This window comes from Stenotrophomonas sp. STEN031 (genome assembly GCF_056759975.1).
This window is the reverse complement of record NZ_JBRREA010000038.1, coordinates 21,647-40,056: the sequence shown is the minus strand read 5'-3', so window position 1 is coordinate 40,056 and position 18,410 is coordinate 21,647. Positions and strand designations below refer to the sequence as shown.

Here is an 18,410-nt window from a genome sequence, read left to right as displayed (position 1 = left end):
TGGGGGGGGGGCGCGACTGTGCTGATGGTTTGTGCCGTGCCATGCTGGGCAGGCGCTTTCCCGGTAAAGCCTCAGCGGAGCTTGGGTCGGCTCTACAGGGAGCGGTCGCGACAATGCCGAAGGGTAGTGCCGAGCCATGCTCGGCAGGGGCTTTCCCGGTGGAGCCTCAGCCGAACATGGCTCGGCGCTACAGGGAGCGGTCGCGACAATGCCGAAGGGTAGTGCCGAGCTATGCTCGGCGCGAGCTTTCCCGGTAGAGCCTCAGCCGAGCATGGCTCGGCTCTACAGGGCCTTCTGGATACCCGGCTTCGCGGCTGACGCCGCTCCTGCAAAAAAACAAAAAAAAAGCGCGGATCACGTGATCCGCGCTTGAGACGGCGGGGGAGAGGGGCCCGCCGGCTCTTTACTCAGTAGCGCAGGTTCTGCTGCCAGTAGGTTTCGATCTGGCGGACCAGCGTATCCGGCAGCGGCACGTAGTCCAGCTGACGGGCCTGGGCGTCGCCATTGGCATAGATCCAGCGGAAGTATTCGACCGCGGCCTTGGCACCTTCGGCCGTCTTCGGCTGCTTGCGCATCAGGATGAAGTTGGTGGCAGTGATCGGCCAGGCCTGCTCGCCCGGGGCGTTGGTCATCACCAGGTAGAAGTCACGCGCGTTCGCCCAGTCTGCGCTGGCGGCAGCAGCCGAGAAGGTTTCGTCACGCGGCTGCACGAAGTTGCCTGCGGCATTCTTCATGCGCGAGAAGGTCAGGCGGTTCTGCAGTGCGTAGGAGAACTCGACATAGCCGATTGAGCCCCGGATCTGCTTGACGTAGGCGGCGACGCCTTCGTTGCCCTTGCCGCCGATGCCGACCGGCCATTGGACGCTGGTGCCTTCGCCGACGGTGGTCTTCCAGTCGGCGTTGACCTTGGACAGGAAGTTGACGAAGTTGAAGGTGGTGCCCGAACCGTCAGAGCGGTGCACGACGGTGATCTTGGTGTCCGGCAGGGTCAGGCCTGCGTTCAGGGCGACGATCGCCGGATCATTCCACTTGCTGATCTTGCCCAGGAAAATGTTGGCCAGGGTCGGGCCGTCCAGCTTCATCGCACCCGCTTCCACGCCCGGCACGTTGAGCACCGGCACCACGCCGCCGATCACCGACGGGAACTGCACCAGGCCGGCCGAGGCCAGTTCTTCCGGCTTCAGCGGGGCATCGGAGGAACCGAAGTCAACCGTGTTGGCCTTGATCTGGGCAATACCGCCGCCCGAGCCGATGGACTGGTAATTTACGCGCTTGCTGGTGGCGGCGCTGTAATCGGCCGACCACTTCGACATGACCGGGTAGATGAAGGACGCGCCGGCGCCGGTGACATCGGCAGCGTTGGCGGCGAAGACGGACGACGCAGCGAGGATGGCAACGGCTGCGCGCGATTTGATGGCGTGGATCACAAGTGGCTCCTGGGAGGTGTGAATGTGCGGTGAGTTCCGCCCGGCGCCTATTCCATAACGATTTGATGACAGTGCAGCGTCTGTCACATGACGTTCAAATGACAATGCCTCATGTCATCAAAATGTTGCTTTGATCTCATTGGGTAGCGGGTAAAAGCGCCCCTTGGGCAGCAGCTTGAAACTGCGAACGGGGTGGTCCTCGCGCACTTCACTGCAGTTGCCAGCGGCATCCTCGCGGTTGACGGTGCTGGCGCTGCGCTCACGTACCGTCAGCGTGGCCCAGGCCTGCACCGGGGCGGGGCCAACCTCCAGCGTGCGTTTTGTTTCATGGAACTCACCGGCGCAGCGGGTGTCCCATTCACCGCCGCTGCTGGAGGTGACGATCTGTTCGGTAATCACCTCCAGCTGGCTTTGGTTGATCACCATAAGCTGCAGACGGGTTTCGCTGAAAGGGTTGGGCTGCGAAGAATTGCTGCGCGAACTGCGGATGCCGAACGCGCGCACGCCGGGTGAGATGTTGTAACGCGCGGTGTCCAGGCTGACGCTGTCGACATGGATGGCATCGCTGCTCATCACCTCGGGCAGGCGGAGGCTCGCGCGTGGGCGCAGGCTGGCGCTGTCAACGACCAGTACGTCCAAGTCGCCTTGCTGGACCTCACCATTGAATTCTTCCGGGCCCAGCACCGGCACCGCGATCAAGGTCAGGGAGGTATCGGCCGGCCAGACGCGGCATGCGCCGCGCTCGGCGTCGATAGCCCAGCCGGGGCGATCGGGCAGGGCGGCGGTGTCGCGCTGCTGGTAGGCCTGGGTGATGCGCGCGGCGGCGTCATCACCACAGTCCTGGGCGAAACCGGTGACGGGCAGGGATAGCAGTAGTGCCAGCAGGCAGGTGCGCATGGGATCCTTCCGGTTGGAGCGCCCCCCGAATGCATTGTGGGAGCTGCGTAAGCTGGGAAGCTTACACAGCTTGGGCAAAGGCAGCTGCGCCCGCTGTTGTAGGAGCGGCGTGAGCCGCGAAGCTCGTGCATTTTCAGTTTGCGAAAATCAGTCTCACGGCCGGACCACCAGCTTCGCGGCTTACGCCGCTCCTACAAAAGCGCAATCACTGCAACGACGAACGCCCCTTGCGGGGCGTTCGTGCAGTGCATATAGCCGCTGCTTACCAGAAGAACTGCAGGCGGGCTTCCAGGATGTCCGGCTTGTCGCTGACGAACTTCTTGCTGGACGAGGAGTACTTGTTGCTGTCGACCATCACGTAGTTCAGCGAGGCCTTGAAGTTGGAGCGCCAGTACCAGTTGGCACCCACGGTCCAGATGTCCATCTTGCCGCCCAGCACGCCGTCCACCAGCGGGGTGCCGCCGACCACGGCCGGGGCCTTCAGGCCGCCGTCGTTCAGATCGATGTGATCAAAGCGCGCGCCCAGCTGCCACATGCCACGGCCCGGCTCATCCGGCAGACCCAGGCTCGGGGTGCCGCCCTTGTAGCCCCAGGTCTCGCCGGTGACGTTCCACACGCCACTGATGTAGTAGCCGTCGCTGCTGTAGTTGGCGTGGTCGTAACGCTTGGCCTTGGAGCTGTAGTACTCGCCCTGGGCCTTGAACGGGCCGCGCACGTACATGGCTTCGGCGCCGATGGTGCTCAGGCGATCGGTGTCCTTCAGGTCGCCGCTGTCGACCAGGCGCACGGTGGCCAGGTCGGCGTTCGGGCGGGCGCGCAGGCGCAGCAGATCGGCGTCGGTATCGTAGTCGACGTAGCTCAGGCCCAGGTGCAGGATGTTGCCCTTCTCATTGATCGGGGCGAAGGTGCCGCGCACGCCATAGCCACTGCCATGGGCCAGGTCGCGGGTCAGCTCGCGGCCGAAGGCCGAGGCGGTGACCGACCAGTTGGCGTCGCCGATGCCGTAGCCAACGCCGAGGCGGCGGGCAACCGCGTAGGTGTTGGTGACGGTAGCCTTGGAGATGAAGTCGTTGTTCTTGGTGCTGGACAGTTCTTCCAGGCTGTTCGGCTGCTTGAACTGGCCGGCCTGCAGGAAGTGGTTGCTGTTGCCGCCCAGCTTGTACTTGACGTTGGTGTCGAGGAACTTGTCAGCCTTGGCGTCGTAGCCGACCACCCACTCGATGTTGCCCGGGCCCTTGCCCTTCAGCACCAGCTCGGCGCGACGCAGCTCGAATTCGCTGTCCTTGCCGTTCTTGCCGGTGTTGCCGTTCAAGTCGGCCTTGTCATTGCTGAACCAGTTGCCGTCGGCCTGGACCAGGCCTTCGAAGGTGATTTCGGAACCGCCAATAACGTCGATGGCGACTTCAGCGTGTGCAGCCGGCGCGAACAGTGCAGCAGCCACGGCCGCGGTGAGGAGTTGGCGATGCAGTTTCATTGGGTGGGTAGCCTTGCAGGCGGTTGGAGGTTGCTGCGAAGGCTAGGGCGTAAAGATTGCGTAAATGTGACAGTTCGGCGACCAGCTTTGGCCTTGTGGCACAAGGCCCTGCGTATTGGGCCTTGTGGCTGTTACGGGAAAGTGTCGTACAGATGGCAGCCGCCGACGTTCACGCAGCGTCGGCGGTCTTGTCCTTGAAGTGGCAGAGATCGCGGATCACGCATTGCGGGCAGTCCGGTTTGCGTGCCTTGCAGACATAGCGTCCGTGCAGGATCAGCCAGTGATGTGCATCCTGCAGGAATTCTTCCGGGATGACCTTCATCAAGCCATCCTCGACGGCACGCACATCCTTGCCGGGTGCCAAGCCGGTGCGGTTGGCGACACGGAAGATGTGCGTATCCACCGCCATGGTCGGCTGCCCGAAGGCGGTGTTGAGCACAACATTGGCGGTCTTGCGGCCGACGCCGGGGAGGGCCTCCAGTGCGGCACGCTCGGCAGGGACTTCGCCGCCATACTTTTCAACCAGGATCGCGCAGGCGGCAATCACGTTCTTGGCCTTGGCGTTGAACAGGCCAATAGTGGATATGTACGGCTTGAGCCCGTCCTCGCCCAGGGCGAGGATGGCCTGGGCGGTATTGGCGACCGGGAACAGCTTGCGGGTAGCCTTGTTGACGCCGACATCGGTTGCCTGTGCCGACAAGGTCACCGCCACCAGCAGTTCGAACGGTGAGCCGTACTCCAGCTCGGTGGTTGGATGTGGATTGAGCTCACGCAAGCGGGTGAACATTTCCAGCACTTCGGCGGCATTCATGCGTTTGCTGCCACGTGTGGACGTGGCGTTCACCGCCGCGGGCTTTTTTGCCGGAGCCTTCTTTACCGCGAACTTCTTGGCACCGATCTTCTTTGCGGCGGCTTTCTTCGTCGTTGTTTTCTTCACTGCCACTGCCGTCATGTGCCTGACTTCTCTGCCGCTCGTGCCTTGGCCCGGGCCAGGATTGCTGCTGCCGCAGAGGGTAGGGCGGGCTTGCTGTCAGCTGCTGGCGGTGGTGCACGACGCGCCTGCCGCTCGGCATCGCGACGTTCAAGTCGCGCGGCGCGGGCGTGATGGCGCTCACGCGCGGCCCAGGCCGTGCGCAGCTGCTGCTGGGCCTGCTGCAACTGCTGTGGCAGCTGCGGGTAGGCGGGATCCAGCCGTTCGTCGCCGGGCTGCGGCAGGTAGTCCATCAGCCCGGCGCGCAGCGCCGCATCCAGATCATCGTCCAGTACGAATTGCAGCAATTGGCGGGGTGTGGCGCTTGGGTTGGGCATGGACAACTCAACGATTCTTGAATTCCGGCTTGCGGCGTTCCAGGAAGGCGCTGGTGCCTTCGCGCATGTCGTCGGTGGAGAACACCAGGCCGAACTGTGCGCTTTCATACTCCAATCCTTCCTCGATCCCGCATTCGCCGCCAACGTTGATCGCATCCAGAATGCCGCGCAACGCCAGCGGGGCCGCGTTCGCCAACTGCTCTGCCAGCTTGGTGGTTTCCGCTTCCAGCTCGGCGGCCGGCACCACGCGGTTGACCAGGCCCAACTGCTGGGCGCGCTCGGCGCTGATCGGTGCACCGAGCAGGCACAGCTCCAATGCGGCCGCGCGACCGGCCAGACGCAGCAGGCGCTGGGTGCCGCCGAAGCCCGGTACCAGGCCCAGGTTGATCTCCGGCTGGCCGACCTTGGCACTGTCGGCGGCGATGCGCAGGTGGCAGGCCATGGCCAGTTCCATGCCGCCACCCAGTGCGAAGCCGTTCACCATGGCGATGACGGGCTTGTTCAGGCGTTCGATCCGGCGCATGAGACGCTGCCCCACCAGCGAAAAGTCACGGCCCTGAACCGGGGTCAGCGTGTTCATTTCCGAGATATCCGCTCCGGCAACGAAGGCTTTGCTGCCAGCGCCGGTCAGGATAATCACTCTTGCGTCCTCGGCCAGCGCCGCCTCGGCAAAGGCGGCGTCCAGGGTTTCCAGGGTCAGCCGGTTGAGGGCATTGAGCTTTTCCGGGCGCTGCACGGTGATGGTGCGTACGCCTGCGTGGGTGCTGATCGAAACCGGGGCATCGGACATATAGGGGAAAGCCTCAAAACGTTAAAAAAAAGTGAGGAATGGAACTCTTTGAACCAACGGCGGTCATAGGTGAGCGTCGTCAGTGGCGGACAGCCTTTGTGACGGCTATCCTAACCCGTCGCCTCTAGCGGCATGCTTGCCCTGAGACACCATTCCTGGAGAACTGTTTGATGAAGTTGCGTTCTATCGCGGTCGCCGTGGCCGCCCTGGCCGTCACCGGCACCGCTTTCGCCCAGGACATCGCGTCCGAAAAGGGCAAGCTGAGCTATTACTTCGGCTATGACTACGGCAACAATCTGGCCGAGCTCACGGGTCGTGGCGAACAGCTGGACATCGCTTCGGTGGTGAAAGGCCTGCAGGATGCCTACGCCAAGAAGCAGCCGGCAATCACCGCTGACCAGCTGAAGCCCGCCGTTGAAGCGTTCCAGCGTCGTGAGCAGGGCCGTGCCCAGGCTGCCAAGGCCGAGTACGAAAAGGCTGCTGCTGAAAACAAGACCCGTAGTGACCAGTTCATTGCTGCCAACAAGGCCAAGGCCGGCGTGCAGACCCTGGCCAGCGGTGTGCAGTACCGCGTGATCGAAGCCGGTGCCGGTGCCAAGCCGACCCAGGCCAGCACCGTCGCCCTGGAAGTTGCCGGTCCGTTCCCGTACGGCCAGCGTCCGACCGAAGCCCGCCCGGCGCAGTCGATCCCGTCGATCAAGCTGAGCGAAGTCGAGATGGCGGCGATGCGTGAAACCCTGCTGCAGATGCCGGCCGGCGCCAAGTGGGAAGTCACCCTGCCGCCGGACAAGGCCTACGGTGCCGACCCGCGCACCCCGTTCCCGCCGAACGTGGCTGTGCAGTTCGAGATCAAGCTGGTCAGCGTCAAGTAATAGCGCGCCAGTGATGTAATGAAAGCGCCGGTGGCAACACCGGCGCTTTCTTTTTTCCGAATCCGCATTGGTTTGCCGGTAGTGCCGAGCCATGCTCGGCAAAGGCTTTACCCGCGAAATCAGCAGCAGCGTTTCTTCGTCAACGAGCGGTCCAGTGCACGCGCAAGGCCGCGGGGCTGAGCATTGCAAGCTGACTGGTTGCTGGGGCAGTGGCCACCGATGCTGTGTAAAACGAAGAAGAGCCGGCGCCATCGAGGCGCCGACTCTTTTTTCACTCCCGAGCTGATTGTGGACGATCTGCAGGTGCAATTGGTAGCGTCTTGCCGAGCATGGCTCGGCACTGCCTGCACACTATGCGTGATCTGGATTTACGGCGTAGTCACCTTGGCAGCGCAGGTACGTATACCCGCCTGTTCAACTGTACTGATCAGATTGACGGCTTTCAGCGAAGCCGCGGTATCGTTCATGCAACGCAGGTAGAGCGCACGGTTGCCGTTGGCGGTGGTGCGGCAAAGGCGGTCCTGTGCCTGCACATTGGCGCCCGCAATCAACCCCGGGTTCTTGAACAACTTTACCCCCGTGTCGCAGCTGCCGATGCGTGCCGTGCCTGCATTCAAGCTCCAGCCTTCGTCGACGAAAGCCGCCAGGGTGAGGTCGACCATGCGTCCGGCGTCGGTGTTGGGGCTGTTGGCTGGCTCCATCAGTGCATCCGGTATCAGCACGCTTTCAAAGTGCGAGAAGGTCGAGCCGCTGGCAACCACGGCCGGGGCGTACAGCAGTGGGCGCCCGCTGGCGTCGGCACCGGCGTAGCGTCCGGCAACCTCTCCCAGCGACGCGGTCAACGCGGTACCGGCCTGTGCGGCAGCCTTGATCAGGTTGGCATCGGCGAGATTGACGCTCAGGGTCGGGATGGTGGCGTTGACGCTGGGGTCCTCGGCCATGCCGGGTGCGGTGCCCGGGTCGCCGGAACTGGCAACATTGCCAATGATCGCCGCGACCGCACCTGCTGCCTGGGCGTTGGCCGCCTTGATCTCGAATGCGCAACCGCCACGATTGATATAGGCAACCTTGCCGCTGAGACTGCCGGCAGGAATCACTTCACAGGCGTCCGCGGTATCGGCACCAGTGCCATCGTTGGCAAGGGCGACTGCGCCGGCGAAGTTGGCCGGAGTAGCTGGCGGGCCAAACGAGGCCGTGCCGAAGAACTGCGTGACCACGCTGCTGCCGTTGACCGACAGCACCACCGCCGGGTCCAGCCACAGCGGCGTTTGTGCCCTGGTGGTTGCGCCATTCCAGGCCGGTGCGCCACGGGTCTTGATGGATGTAGCGCGCAGCGCGTTGGTCATGCTGGCTTCGGTGAAACGCTTGCCCGACAGGTTGTCGAAGGCGTTCTCGGTATAGACATCCGAATACCCGTAGTACTGCGGGATGCCGATGCGTTCGCCCAGGCGGCCAGTGGTGTAACCGACGAAGCCGGAGAAACCAAGGCCGTGGCCGATCTCATGCATCACCACGTCGAGGAAGCTGACCCGGTCATCGGGTGCTTTGCCGTCCAGGCCGTAATACCAGCCCGAGCCGGTCATGCACGGTGTGCCATCGGGATTGCTGCCGCCCAGATTGTTGTTGAAGCGGCTGGTGATGTCTGTGCCGGCACTGCTGATGGTGATGCGGCTGCCATTGAGGGCGTTGGCCAACGGGGCGTGATAGATCATGCCCAGTTCGGTCGCTGTCGGTGGTGTAGTTGCGATCCATGAGGCGCCGGCCGAGCCCAGTGTGCCGCCGGTAGCCGTGCAGGCAAGGTCCTGGAAACTTGCACCGACGAACGTCTCCACGTCGCTCTGCAATACAGCGCCCCACAGATCGGCGGCGAACTGATAGACGATGCGGCGTTGCTCGCCCACCGTCTTGCCGGGATTGCCGCCTTCCGGTGCGCGCAGGGTGGGGTCGTTGAGGCCCTTGCCAACAGGGTCCTGGTTGATGGGGGTGATGATGGCAGCGTGCGCGGTGGCGCCGAGCAGGCAGGTGCCGATGACGGCCGAAAGCAGCAAGGTCTTCATTCGGACACCTCCTGCCTGCCATGCGAAAGCGGGTCGCCGTTCTCCAGGATCCGCACTTCGCCAGTGGCAGTGCGTTCAATGCTCAACGAATTCATTGCCGAGAGGGGCAGGTCGGCGGTGCTCATGCCGTTGCTCTGTAGCCGTATGGTCTTGGCGGCCTCGGTGCCGGTCTGCGGAATGCGTGCCCACGCGGCGTTGGCTCCGGCGGCGTTGCGGCTTGCCGACGGCATGGAGTTGGCCTTGTCGGAAAGTGCCCGGATTTCAGTATCCGTGAGTTTGCGCAGTTTGCCGGTCTTGGCATCGATGCCGGCAGCCATGCCGCTTTCGGTAGGGGAACTTGGGTTGCCGTCCGTTGGCGGCTCATGGGCCTGTACTGAAAGGCTGGCGGTCAAGGCCAGCGCCGATAACAACAAGGAGGGTTTTGCCATTCTCATTTCCGGGCTCCGCTTACAGAGTGAAAAGCGATAAGGCTCCATCCATATGCAGGCGAGGCGGGTGTCGAACAGCCACGCTGATCGAACGCGCGTCATGCGCATCGGATGGTTCGTGTTCCCCCTGTCGGCAATCGGAGTGTGCCCGTAGATGAACCGCCGCTCAACCACAATTTGAAGTGCATCACAAAATAAATGTGGACCTTCGGCGAACGGTTTCGCTGAATGGGAGTGGTCGACGTCGCCGACATTGCCATCGTTGCAACGCAAAAGGCGGGCGATCAGCCGCTGGAAGCTGGTTCACAGGGTCCCCCTCGCGCTACGCTAGCGTGATGTTTGAATTGATGGATGCTCCTGCTCGTGTCATCTCCAGCCCCTGTATTGGCATCTGCGCGCTTGATGAGCAGGGCTATTGCCGTGGTTGCTGGCGCAGTGGTGCCGAGATCGGTGGCTGGATGCGCATGAGCGAGGACGAGCGGCGTCGGGTCATGACACAGGAACTACCAGGGCGCTCACGACACGCCGCGGCATTTGCGGATCAGCTGCAGGACCGTGATCGGCTGCAGAAAGCCTTGATGCCACTCACCCAGGCACCCACTGGACAGGGCTGGAACCGTTCCGAACTGGAAGATCTGTTGCCCCTCGGGCCGCCGGTGGAAGCGGCAGTATTGGCGGGACTGGTGCCGCGGCCGCAGGGGACCCAGGTGATATTGACCCGACGCACCGAAGCACTGCGCAACCACGGTGGACAAGTGGGTTTTCCCGGTGGCCGCATCGAAACCGTCGATCGCAATCCGTTGGCCGCCGCTCTGCGCGAGAGTGACGAGGAGATCGCCTTGGCCCGCAGCCAGGTGCTGGCCCTGGGCTACCTGGATCCCTTCATCACCATTACCGGGTTCCGGGTGACGCCAGTAGTCGCGGTGGTGGATCCGGCATTCATTGCGCGGCCTGAGCCCGGCGAGGTGGCCGAGGTCTTTGAAGTACCGCTGGATTACCTGATGGACCCGGCAAATCTGCGAAGGGTGGACATCGAGCATGGCGGACGTGTCCGTCATGTCATGGAATACAGCTGGCCCGGGCAGCGCATCTGGGGCGCGACTGCAGCCATCCTCTACAACCTTCGCCGTCGATTGGAGCAGCAGGCATGAGCGCGACCGCTTATTCGTGGACCACGTTGATTGATGTGGCGGACCTGGCCCACGCCCTGGCCCGACCCGAATGGCGCGTGGTCGACGCACGCGCCACCGCCAGTACCGCGCTGCGGGTGGTCGACGCGCGCTATTCGCTGGCCGACAAGAACGCCGGTGCGGCCGGCTACGCGGCGGGGCATATTCCCGGTGCGATCCATGCCGATCTGGAAAGCGACCTGTCGGACATGCGCAAGCAAGGGCATGGCCGACATCCACTGCCGGACAGCGAGGTTTTTGCCGCACGCCTCGGCGACTGGGGGATCGGGCCGGATACCCAGGTGGTGGTTTACGATGCGGCCGATGGCAGCATGGCGGCAGCGCGCCTGTGGTGGTTGTTGCGCCTGATCGGCCACCACAAGGTCGCCGTACTTGATGGCGGTTTGGCCGCTTGGCAGGCAGCGGGGCATGCATTGGATGCGACCCCGAGGGCGGTTCCCGCCTTGCCGGCCTACCCCGGGCGGTTTGATATGGCCCAGGTGGTCAGTGTCGACGAAGTGCAGGCGCGCTTGTCACAGACGCCGGCGTGGTTGCTGGACGCGCGTGCCGGCGAGCGTTATCGCGGCGAAGTCGAGCCCTTGGACCCGGTGGCCGGGCATGTGCCGGGAGCGTTGAACCGACCGTTCGGCATGAATCTGCGTGATGGTCGTTTTCGGCCCGTGCAGGAGCTGCGCGCGGAATTGGCGCCGCTGTTGTCAGGGCAGGCGCCGGCACAGGTGGCCGTGATGTGCGGTTCGGGGGTTACCGCATGCCATCTGGCGTTGGCGTTCGCGCATGCCGGGATGCCGGGGCTGCGGGTGTTCAGTGATTCCTGGAGTGGTTGGTGCAGCGATGCAGGCAGGCCGGTGGCTACCGCCTGAGTTGTCAGTACGCCGCGTAGTGGGGGCGGTGCCGATGGGTATGAATGCTTCGGGGGAAGCGTGCGTTCATTGAAATGGCTAGCGGTGGCGTTGTTGGCGGCGGTTCTGGGGGCATGCAATGCGCCCGGCAATGGCTTGTCGGGCGATGCTGCGCGTCAATACCTGCGTGATGTGGAGCAGTGGCGGGCGAAGCGTCTGGCGAGCCTGCGTGCGCCCGATGGCTGGCTCAGCTACACCGGTTCCGGCCGCCTCAAGGCCGGGACGTACAGCGTGGGCAGTGCCGCCGCCAATGACGTGGTACTGCCCGGTGGCCCGGCCGAGCTGGGCGTGCTGCAGGTGGACCGCGAGGGCCTGGCAACAATCGCGGCGGATGCGCGCGCTGGCGCCCAGATGGCGGGAGAGCCGCTGTTGCGGGCGGTCCTGATTCCCGGCGTCGCCCATGTCAACGAGGCCAGTCGCGTTCAAGTGGGGGACTCGGAGTTCTACCTAGTGCGCACCGGCAGCATCCTGGGGTGGCGTTATCGCGATCCGCAGTCGCCGCGACGGCTGGGATTCAGCGGCATCGAACACTTTCCAGTCGACCCGAAATGGAACATCCGCGCGCAATGGCGGCCGTTCCCGGCACCCAAACAGGCCGTCCTGCTGACCTCGATCGGCACGCCGTTGCCGGCGCTGGTGCCGGGCGAAGCGGTGTTCGAGATCGGCGGGCGCAGCTATCACCTGCAGCCGGTGCTGGACGAGTCCGCACCGCCGTCGCGGCGCTTGTTCTTCCTGCTTTCCGACCGCACCAGCGGCCGCGAGACGTATGGCGGTGCGCGTTATGTGTATGCGGAAATGCCCACGGATGGCGTCGTGGAACTGGACTTCAATCGTGCCGAGAATCCCCCCTGCGCGTTCACCCCGCATGTGGTGTGCCCGATCGCACCTGCGATCAACCGCCTTGATCTGGCGGTGACGGCGGGCGAGAAATTCCAGTACCTGCCGCAGTAGGCAGCTGCCGGGACAGCAGTCAGCCCGGCATTCTCTGCAGCTCGACGGCACGCAGCACCAGCTCCCAGGGGAATAGCGGACCGGGATCGAGTTTGCGTTGCACATTCAGGCTGGAATTGTCGCTGGCAGGTTCCAGGGCGGTATCCAATTGCTCGTGGCCGGCGATGTAGCGCAGTGACGGTACTGCCTGTGGCAACCACTCCAGCAGGCGTACCAGCGCTGCAATCTGCGCTTCCGGGTAGGGCTCGGTCATGCTCTGGTGGTTGGAGTCGAACCAGTTCGGCCAGCGCCCGTTGTTGACCAGCTCGATGCCGATCGAGCGCGGGTTGATGCCACGCACGTGGTGGGCCACCCGGTCCAGGGCCACGTACTGCTGGATGCTGCCGTCGCGATCGATGTAGTAATGGCCGCTGTTGCCGCTGCCGTTGTCGTACAGGGCACGCTCGCCATACTCACGGGCGGTGGCCAGGTCCGGCAGTTCGGTGCAGTGGATCACCACCAGGTCGATGTCGGTGGGCTTGCGCTGCGCCAGCAGGTGTTCGTAGGGCAGCGGTTTGGCGATGATGGGCGGCGGCAGGTGCATGGGTGGATGCTAGCATTCACCCATGAATTTCCCCATGACCTGCCGCCAGCCATGAGTCGCGGCCACTGCATCCTGTCGCACGGCTTCGAGAGCGGCCCCGACGCCACCAAGGTCACCGCGCTGGCCGAGGTGGCCGAACGCCTGGGCTGGAGCCACGAACGCCCGGATTACACCGACCTGGACGCCAGGCACGAGATCAGCCGGGTCGGCGATGTGCCGGCGCGCCTGCAGCGGCTGGTCGAACGCGCGGCCGAGATGGCGGCGCGTGGCCCGCTGGTGCTGGGCGGATCCAGCCTGGGCGCCTATATCTCGGCGATCACCTCGCTGCAGGTGCCGGTGGCCGGGCTGTTCCTGATGGTGCCGCCCACCACGATGGGGCCGATGCCGGCGCTGGACGCGGCGTCGGTGCCGATCAGCGTGGTCCACGCCTGGAACGACGAGCTGATCCCGGCCGCCGACGTGATCGCCTGGGCCGCCGAGCGCAGGGCGCGGCTGCTGCTGGTCGATGACGGCCACCGCCTGATGCGCCATGTGGACGCCTCGGCGCAGGCCTTCGAGGCCTTGCTGCGCGGTTTGTGAACGCCGCCGCCGGCCGATTCCGACGGCGCGGCGGGCAACTGCCTACAATAGCGGCCCTGGATGCCCCGGGGCCGGCCACCGTGCCTGCCCGCCTGGCTGGCCCGATTCCCTCTTCGAAAGTTGATATCTCCCGTGAATTTCTTTGTTTCCTGCGCCAAGGGCCTTGAATACCTGCTCGCCGACGAACTGCTGGCGATGGGCCTGCCGCGGGCGACCGCCACCATTGCCGGCGTCAATGCCGAGGGCGAGCTGCGCGACGCGCAGCGGGTGGTGCTGTGGTCGCGCCTGGCCAGCCGCGTGCTGTGGCCGCTGCAGGAATTCGACTGCCCGGACGAGAACTCGCTGTACCAGGGCGTGGCGGCAATGCCGTGGGACCATCACATCAGCTCGGAGCTGACCTTGTCGGTGGACGCGCATGTGTCCGGTACCGCCATTACCCACGCGCGCTTTGCCGCGCAGCGGGTCAAGGACGGCGTGGTCGACAGCCTGCGTGACCAAGGCATGGAGCGGCCGTCGGTGAACGTCGAGTTCCCGGATGTGCGCATCAACCTGTCGCTGCGCAAGGGCAGGGCTACCATCTCCATCGATCTGGGCGGTGGCCCGATGCACCGCCGTGGTTGGCGCATGGCGCAGAACGACGCGCCGCTGAAGGAAAACCTAGCTGCCGCCGTGCTGCTGCGCGCCAACTGGCCGAAGATCCATGCCGAAGGCGGTGGCCTGCTCGACCCGATGTGCGGCAGCGGCACCTTGCTGATCGAAGGCGCCTTGATGGCCGCCGATGTTGCGCCGGGCCTGCAGCGCCATGGCAGCATCCCGCCCAGCCGCTGGCGTGGTTTTGACCAGACGCAGTGGAAGGAACTGATGGCCGAAGCGCGCGAGCGCGAGCAGGCCGGTCGTGCCGCGCTCAAGCAGGTCATCCACGGCAGCGACATCGATCCGGCGGCAATCCGTGCGGCCAAGGAAAACGCCGAGGTGGCCGGCGTCAGCGAGGCCATCTGGTTCGGCGTGCGTGACGTGGCCGACGTGCAGGTGCCGCCGCAGGAAACCGGCTGCGTGGTCTGCAATCCCCCTTACGACGAGCGCCTGGCCGCCGACACCGTGCTGTATCGCCGTATTGGTGATGCGCTCAAGCGTGCGGTGCCCACCTGGCGTGCAAGCCTGCTGTGCGGCAGCGCCGACCTGGCTTTCGCCACCGGCCTGCGTGCGGCCAAGAAGTACCAGATGTTCAATGGCGCCATCGAATGCGCGCTGATCGTCTGTGAGCCGATTGCCGTGCCCGAGCGTGAGAACGCCGGCCAGCCGCGCGAACTCAGCGAAGGCGCGCAGATGGTGGCCAACCGCCTGCGCAAGAACCTGAAGAAGTACAAGAACTGGTTGTCGCGCGAGGGCATCACCTGCTTCCGCGCCTACGATGCCGACCTGCCGGAATACGCGGCCGCCATCGACGTCTACCGTGAGGATGGTGGCAAGAACCGCACCTTCCTGCATGTGCAGGAATATGCCGCACCGGCCACCATTCCGGACGTGGACGTGCGCCGTCGCCGCAATGAACTGCTGGCCGCCGCGCGCGAGGTATTCCAGGTGCCGGCCGAGCAGGTCGCGCTGAAGTCACGTGAGCGTGGCAAGGGCGGCAGCAAGTACGGTCGTTTCGAGCAGCGCGGCGAGTTCATCCTGGTGCGCGAGAACGATGCGCTGCTGCGGGTGAATCTGTTCGATTACCTGGATACCGGCCTGTTCCTGGACCACCGCCCGCTGCGCACGCATATGGCGCAGGAAGCACGCGGCAAGCGCTTCCTCAACCTGTTCTGCTACACCGGCGTGGCCAGCGTGGAAGCGGCGGTTGCTGGCGCCAGCTCGACCACCAGCGTGGATCTGTCCGGCACCTACCTGCAATGGTGTGCCGACAACCTCGCGCTCAACGGCAAGGGCGGCAGCCAGCACACCCTGGTGCAGGCCGATGCGGTGACCTGGCTGGAAGCGGAGAAGAACCGCTATGACGTGATCTTCTGCGACCCGCCGACCTTCTCCAACTCGGCGCGCGCCGACGATTTCGACATCCAGCGTGAGCACGTGCGCCTGCTGCGTGCGGCCATGGCGCGGCTGACCTCCGATGGCGTGCTGTATTTCTCCAACAACTTCCGCCGCTTCAAGCTGGAAGAGAACGCCATTGCCGAGTTCGCGCATTGCCGCGAAATCTCTGCACAGACCATCGGCCCGGATTTCGAGCGCAACGCCCGCATCCACCGCGCCTGGGAACTGCGCCGGGTCTAAACCGCCGCACCTGTAGTGCCGAGCCATGCTCGGCAGAGGCTTTCCAGGCAATGCCCCCTGTAGTGCCGAGCCATGCTCGGCAGAGGCCTGCCCGATAAAACCGCCGCCCACCGTGCTCCCTCCCTTTCGCGCAGCGAAGGGGGAGCTGGAAAGGTGTTTTTTTGATTTGCTCGGTAATGCCCCAGCCGAGCATGGCTCGGCTCTACCTGTGCTCCCTCCCTTTGGCCGCAGGCCAAGGGGAGGGCTGGGGAGGGGTGCTTCTCGCCCTGGCTGGTAACGTCCCAGCCGAGCATGTCTCGGCTCTACAGAAGGCTTACTGCCGCCAATCCCGCTACCGGCAACACCCACGCCAAAGGGGCTATCCAGCGCGGCCGGTAGGGGTACAGGCCGAAAGCCAATAGCAGGCCGGCGACCGTCATCGCACCCAACCACCACACCGGCCCCAGCGCCCAGCCGTGTCGCCACACGCACAGCGCGAATGCGGCGGTCAGCAGGCCCCAGCCTAACCAGCGCCACAGCTGCATGCGTGCAGTGCTCGCAGCCGCCTTGCCGTAAAGGTCCAACTGGTGCTTTTCCATCGCAAAGGACAGCGCAACAAAGGCGGCGAACGACAAACCCAGGACAAGCAGCATCATGCGCTCGCCTCCGCAGCCGCGGCGGCTTGTTGCCTGCGCTTTTTTTCCGCGGCACTCAACGGTGGCTGCCAGTGCTGCATGCGCCAGCCGCAGTAGGCCAGCATCGCGCCGAAGGCGATCATGCACAGGTCGAAGCTGGCCAATACCCAGTCGCCGGCGGCAATGCTCGCGCCAAGATGCGCATTCGTGGTCGAGGCATTGAGCAGGGGGATCAGCGTGAACAAGGCTGCGCCGACATACAGCTGCCAGGCCCACATCATCCGCTTGGGCCAGACGAAAGCCGCCAGCAGGGCGGCGCCCCACGCCCAGAAGAACACATTGGCCTCTGCAGCCGAACGCTCGGCCAGTTGCACAGGCAACAAGCGGTTGCCCCAGAAATAAGCGGCGAAGGCGATCGGCAAACCGGCGACGGCACCAATGTTCAAGGCATCGACCAGGCGCAGGCCGAAACCGGTCTTGCCGGACTTGGCATGCTTGGGCCGCTCCTTCACCGCCCATAGCACCACGCCGCTGGCCACCATCAGGCAGCCGATCAAGCCGGACAGGAAGAACAGGGCGCGCAGTCCCCAGTCCGCGAAGCGTGCCAGGTGCAGGCCGTACATCACGCCACGCGTCTGCGTCGCGCCACCGGCGCCAGGGCTGGCTTCCAGCAACTGGCCGCTGACTGCGTCATAGCGCAGCGACGGTGTGTCTATCGACAGGCGCTTCCCATCGCGCTGCTGGATGTCGACCACCGCGTTCGCCGCGCCGGGCCGGTACACAGTGAAGCCGGCGATATCGGCACCGTTCCACTGCTTGCGCGCGCTGTCCATCAATTGCTGGATCGGCACGGGCACCGCCGTGCCTTCTGCCGGGGATTCCACTTCGGCCATGCGCGCGAAGGCTTCGCTGAAGAAGGCGTCCTCGTCGTTCGGATAGGCCGATTTCACCCCCCACGGCAGGTACAGCAACATCAAGGTAACGATGCCGGTGTAGGTGATCATCGCGTGGTAGGGCAGTGCCATCACCGCGCTGACGTTGTGGAAATCCAGCCAGGAGCGCAGTCCCTTCTGCGGACGGAAGGTGAAGAAGTCCTTGAAGATCTTCTTGTGGGTGATGACGCCGCTGATGATGGCCACCAGCATGAACATTGCGCAGAAACCGACGATGTAGCGTGCCCAGATCACCGGGATGTAGTGCAGGTCGAAATGCAGGCGATAGAAGAAATCGCCACCACGGGTTTCGCGCGCACTGACTTCCTGGCCAGTGTTGGCATCGAGGGTGGCGTCGCCAAAGCGGCCGCCGCCACGACGGCGACGCTTCTCACCCTCGGCTGGCGGTTTGACCATGGATTCGGGGTTGCGCCAGAACGTGCGCATGGCCGGATTGCGTGTGTCGGGCAGGCTGACATTCCAGCTTTCGGCTTGCGGTGCCTTGTGCTGCAGGAAGGCCAGTGCATTGGCGGCGGCCTGGTCGGCGCTGACCGTGCTGCGCGGCAGCTCAGGCCGCATCCAGCGGCTGATTTCCTCGCGGTAGTAGCTTGCAGTGCCGGCCATGAAGATCAGCAGCAGCAACCAACCGACCAGCAAACCGGTCCAGGTATGCAGCCAGGCCATCGATTGGCGGAATCCGTTCTTCATGCGGCCGCTCCAATCCACTGGCTGCCCAGCCAGAACAGCACGGCCGGCAGCAGGATGCCGGCCCAGGCGCGCAAAGCGCTGCGGGTGGCGAACGCCCACAACGCGGCGCAGGCGCACAACACGATGGCGACCAGCATGCCGGTCAGCACCGCCTGGCTGCGGGCGATCGGCAAGGCCGCCGCGAAGAACATCGAACAAGTGGCGGCCAAGGCATAGCCGCCAACGATGGCGGCCAGCGAGCGCGACAACACACCCAGCCAAGGGCGTGCGAAGAAACTACCGAGACGGGAGTACCAAGTGCTGGCGAAGGGCGTGCTGTCCACGGAAACCTGCAAAGTCGGATCACTACGGACGCCACCGGCGGTGCCGGTGGCGTGGTGTAAGTCGGCCGTCCCTGGCCGCCACTGCGTCGCAGTGGTTTCCCTGGAGG

Annotated in this window: 18 protein-coding genes; 6 read left to right on the top strand and 12 right to left on the bottom strand. The window is 64.6% G+C overall.

Going from position 1 to position 18,410, the window contains the following annotated elements; all coding sequences use genetic code 11:
- Nucleotides 1–407: 407 nt before the first annotated feature.
- The 6 genes from pstS to ACVOLQ_RS15920 form a co-directional block, all read right to left on the bottom strand.
- Nucleotides 408–1,427: a phosphate ABC transporter substrate-binding protein PstS gene (gene pstS, locus ACVOLQ_RS15945; protein WP_313169419.1), complete on the bottom strand. Its 1,020-nt coding sequence runs from the start codon at nt 1,425–1,427 to the stop codon at nt 408–410.
- Between the two features lie 117 nt (nt 1,428–1,544).
- Complete coding sequence (locus tag ACVOLQ_RS15940) at nt 1,545–2,324, bottom strand: PA3715 family protein (RefSeq protein ID WP_481528604.1); 780 nt, start codon at nt 2,322–2,324, stop codon at nt 1,545–1,547.
- Nucleotides 2,325–2,586: 262 nt separating this feature from the next.
- Nucleotides 2,587–3,798: an OprO/OprP family phosphate-selective porin gene (locus ACVOLQ_RS15935; protein ID WP_313494208.1), complete on the bottom strand. Its 1,212-nt coding sequence runs from the start codon at nt 3,796–3,798 to the stop codon at nt 2,587–2,589.
- A 169-nt stretch (nt 3,799–3,967) separates the two neighbouring features.
- Nucleotides 3,968–4,609, bottom strand: coding sequence for an endonuclease III (gene nth / locus ACVOLQ_RS15930; protein WP_481528606.1), 642 nt, complete (start codon nt 4,607–4,609; stop codon nt 3,968–3,970).
- Nucleotides 4,610–4,746: 137 nt separating this feature from the next.
- Nucleotides 4,747–5,106 (bottom strand): hypothetical protein, encoded by a 360-nt coding sequence (locus ACVOLQ_RS15925; protein WP_481528603.1) that lies wholly within the window; start codon nt 5,104–5,106, stop codon nt 4,747–4,749.
- 7 nt (nt 5,107–5,113) lie between these two features.
- Nucleotides 5,114–5,896, bottom strand: a complete 783-nt coding sequence (locus ACVOLQ_RS15920; RefSeq protein ID WP_481528602.1) for an enoyl-CoA hydratase/isomerase family protein — start codon at nt 5,894–5,896, stop codon at nt 5,114–5,116.
- A 170-nt stretch (nt 5,897–6,066) separates the two neighbouring features.
- Between ACVOLQ_RS15920 and ACVOLQ_RS15915 the strand changes: the two genes are divergently transcribed.
- Nucleotides 6,067–6,768, top strand: coding sequence for an FKBP-type peptidyl-prolyl cis-trans isomerase N-terminal domain-containing protein (locus ACVOLQ_RS15915; RefSeq protein ID WP_313169427.1), 702 nt, complete (start codon nt 6,067–6,069; stop codon nt 6,766–6,768).
- 368 nt (nt 6,769–7,136) lie between these two features.
- On the opposite strand, the gene ACVOLQ_RS15910 is transcribed toward ACVOLQ_RS15915, so the two are convergent.
- Both ACVOLQ_RS15910 and ACVOLQ_RS15905 read right to left on the bottom strand, forming a co-directional pair.
- Entirely contained in the window at nt 7,137–8,825 is a 1,689-nt protein-coding gene (locus ACVOLQ_RS15910) for a PA domain-containing protein (protein ID WP_481528601.1), read from the bottom strand.
- Nucleotides 8,822–9,361 carry a post-PEP-CTERM-1 domain-containing protein gene (locus tag ACVOLQ_RS15905; protein WP_481528600.1) on the bottom strand — a complete coding sequence of 180 codons (540 nt, stop codon included), beginning with the start codon at nt 9,359–9,361 and terminating at the stop codon, nt 8,822–8,824. Before ACVOLQ_RS15905 ends, ACVOLQ_RS15910 begins: the two co-directional genes overlap by 4 nt.
- Nucleotides 9,362–9,600: 239 nt before the next feature.
- Between ACVOLQ_RS15905 and ACVOLQ_RS15900 the strand changes: the two genes are divergently transcribed.
- The 3 genes from ACVOLQ_RS15900 to ACVOLQ_RS15890 all read left to right on the top strand — a co-directional run bounded on the left by ACVOLQ_RS15900 (nt 9,601) and on the right by ACVOLQ_RS15890 (nt 12,293).
- A complete protein-coding gene (locus tag ACVOLQ_RS15900) occupies nt 9,601–10,404 on the top strand; it encodes a CoA pyrophosphatase (protein WP_481528599.1) in 804 nt (267 codons plus the stop codon).
- On the top strand, nt 10,401–11,303 hold the full coding sequence (locus ACVOLQ_RS15895; RefSeq protein WP_481528598.1) for a sulfurtransferase: 903 nt from the start codon (nt 10,401–10,403) through the stop codon (nt 11,301–11,303). Before ACVOLQ_RS15900 ends, ACVOLQ_RS15895 begins: the two co-directional genes overlap by 4 nt.
- A 69-nt stretch (nt 11,304–11,372) precedes the next feature.
- The gene (locus ACVOLQ_RS15890) at nt 11,373–12,293 is read left to right on the top strand and encodes a DUF1684 domain-containing protein (RefSeq protein ID WP_481528597.1); all 921 of its coding nucleotides are present in this window, start codon (nt 11,373–11,375) and stop codon (nt 12,291–12,293) included.
- Between the two features lie 19 nt (nt 12,294–12,312).
- On the opposite strand, the gene ACVOLQ_RS15885 is transcribed toward ACVOLQ_RS15890, so the two are convergent.
- The gene (locus tag ACVOLQ_RS15885; RefSeq protein ID WP_481528596.1) at nt 12,313–12,876 is read right to left on the bottom strand and encodes an N-acetylmuramoyl-L-alanine amidase; all 564 of its coding nucleotides are present in this window, start codon (nt 12,874–12,876) and stop codon (nt 12,313–12,315) included.
- A 51-nt stretch (nt 12,877–12,927) separates the two neighbouring features.
- Between ACVOLQ_RS15885 and ACVOLQ_RS15880 the strand changes: the two genes are divergently transcribed.
- Together ACVOLQ_RS15880 and rlmKL are read left to right on the top strand one after the other, a co-directional pair.
- Nucleotides 12,928–13,455, top strand: a complete 528-nt coding sequence (locus ACVOLQ_RS15880) for a hypothetical protein (protein WP_481528605.1) — start codon at nt 12,928–12,930, stop codon at nt 13,453–13,455.
- 132 nt (nt 13,456–13,587) lie between these two features.
- Nucleotides 13,588–15,726: a bifunctional 23S rRNA (guanine(2069)-N(7))-methyltransferase RlmK/23S rRNA (guanine(2445)-N(2))-methyltransferase RlmL gene (gene rlmKL / locus ACVOLQ_RS15875; protein ID WP_481528595.1), complete on the top strand. Its 2,139-nt coding sequence runs from the start codon at nt 13,588–13,590 to the stop codon at nt 15,724–15,726.
- Between the two features lie 302 nt (nt 15,727–16,028).
- On the opposite strand, the gene ACVOLQ_RS15870 is transcribed toward rlmKL, so the two are convergent.
- The 3 genes from ACVOLQ_RS15870 to ACVOLQ_RS15860 are packed head-to-tail and all read right to left on the bottom strand — an operon-like array spanning nt 16,029 to nt 18,303.
- Entirely contained in the window at nt 16,029–16,361 is a 333-nt protein-coding gene (locus ACVOLQ_RS15870; protein WP_481528594.1) for a DUF3325 domain-containing protein, read from the bottom strand.
- The gene (locus tag ACVOLQ_RS15865) at nt 16,358–17,980 is read right to left on the bottom strand and encodes a PepSY-associated TM helix domain-containing protein (RefSeq protein ID WP_481528593.1); all 1,623 of its coding nucleotides are present in this window, start codon (nt 17,978–17,980) and stop codon (nt 16,358–16,360) included. The genes ACVOLQ_RS15870 and ACVOLQ_RS15865 overlap by 4 nt, the downstream gene beginning before the upstream one ends.
- Nucleotides 17,977–18,303 carry a DUF3649 domain-containing protein gene (locus tag ACVOLQ_RS15860; RefSeq protein WP_481528592.1) on the bottom strand — a complete coding sequence of 109 codons (327 nt, stop codon included), beginning with the start codon at nt 18,301–18,303 and terminating at the stop codon, nt 17,977–17,979. The genes ACVOLQ_RS15865 and ACVOLQ_RS15860 overlap by 4 nt, the downstream gene beginning before the upstream one ends.
- Between the last annotated feature and the right edge of the window lie 107 nt (nt 18,304–18,410).

Coding starts and splice junctions, on each gene's coding strand:
- ACVOLQ_RS15915 (WP_313169427.1), top strand. CDS start 6,067: ATGAAGTTGCGTTCTATCGCGGTCGCCGTGGCCGCCCTGGCCGTCACC.
- ACVOLQ_RS15900 (WP_481528599.1), top strand. CDS start 9,601: ATGGATGCTCCTGCTCGTGTCATCTCCAGCCCCTGTATTGGCATCTGC.
- ACVOLQ_RS15925 (WP_481528603.1), bottom strand. CDS start 5,106: ATGCCCAACCCAAGCGCCACACCCCGCCAATTGCTGCAATTCGTACTG.
- ACVOLQ_RS15895 (WP_481528598.1), top strand. CDS start 10,401: ATGAGCGCGACCGCTTATTCGTGGACCACGTTGATTGATGTGGCGGAC.
- nth (WP_481528606.1), bottom strand. CDS start 4,609: ATGAATGCCGCCGAAGTGCTGGAAATGTTCACCCGCTTGCGTGAGCTC.
- ACVOLQ_RS15865 (WP_481528593.1), bottom strand. CDS start 17,980: ATGAAGAACGGATTCCGCCAATCGATGGCCTGGCTGCATACCTGGACC.
- ACVOLQ_RS15935 (WP_313494208.1), bottom strand. CDS start 3,798: ATGAAACTGCATCGCCAACTCCTCACCGCGGCCGTGGCTGCTGCACTG.
- ACVOLQ_RS15905 (WP_481528600.1), bottom strand. CDS start 9,361: ATGCGCATGACGCGCGTTCGATCAGCGTGGCTGTTCGACACCCGCCTC.
- ACVOLQ_RS15910 (WP_481528601.1), bottom strand. CDS start 8,825: ATGAAGACCTTGCTGCTTTCGGCCGTCATCGGCACCTGCCTGCTCGGC.
- ACVOLQ_RS15870 (WP_481528594.1), bottom strand. CDS start 16,361: ATGATGCTGCTTGTCCTGGGTTTGTCGTTCGCCGCCTTTGTTGCGCTG.
- ACVOLQ_RS15880 (WP_481528605.1), top strand. CDS start 12,928: ATGAGTCGCGGCCACTGCATCCTGTCGCACGGCTTCGAGAGCGGCCCC.
- ACVOLQ_RS15940 (WP_481528604.1), bottom strand. CDS start 2,324: ATGCGCACCTGCCTGCTGGCACTACTGCTATCCCTGCCCGTCACCGGT.
- ACVOLQ_RS15885 (WP_481528596.1), bottom strand. CDS start 12,876: ATGCACCTGCCGCCGCCCATCATCGCCAAACCGCTGCCCTACGAACAC.
- ACVOLQ_RS15920 (WP_481528602.1), bottom strand. CDS start 5,896: ATGTCCGATGCCCCGGTTTCGATCAGCACCCACGCAGGCGTACGCACC.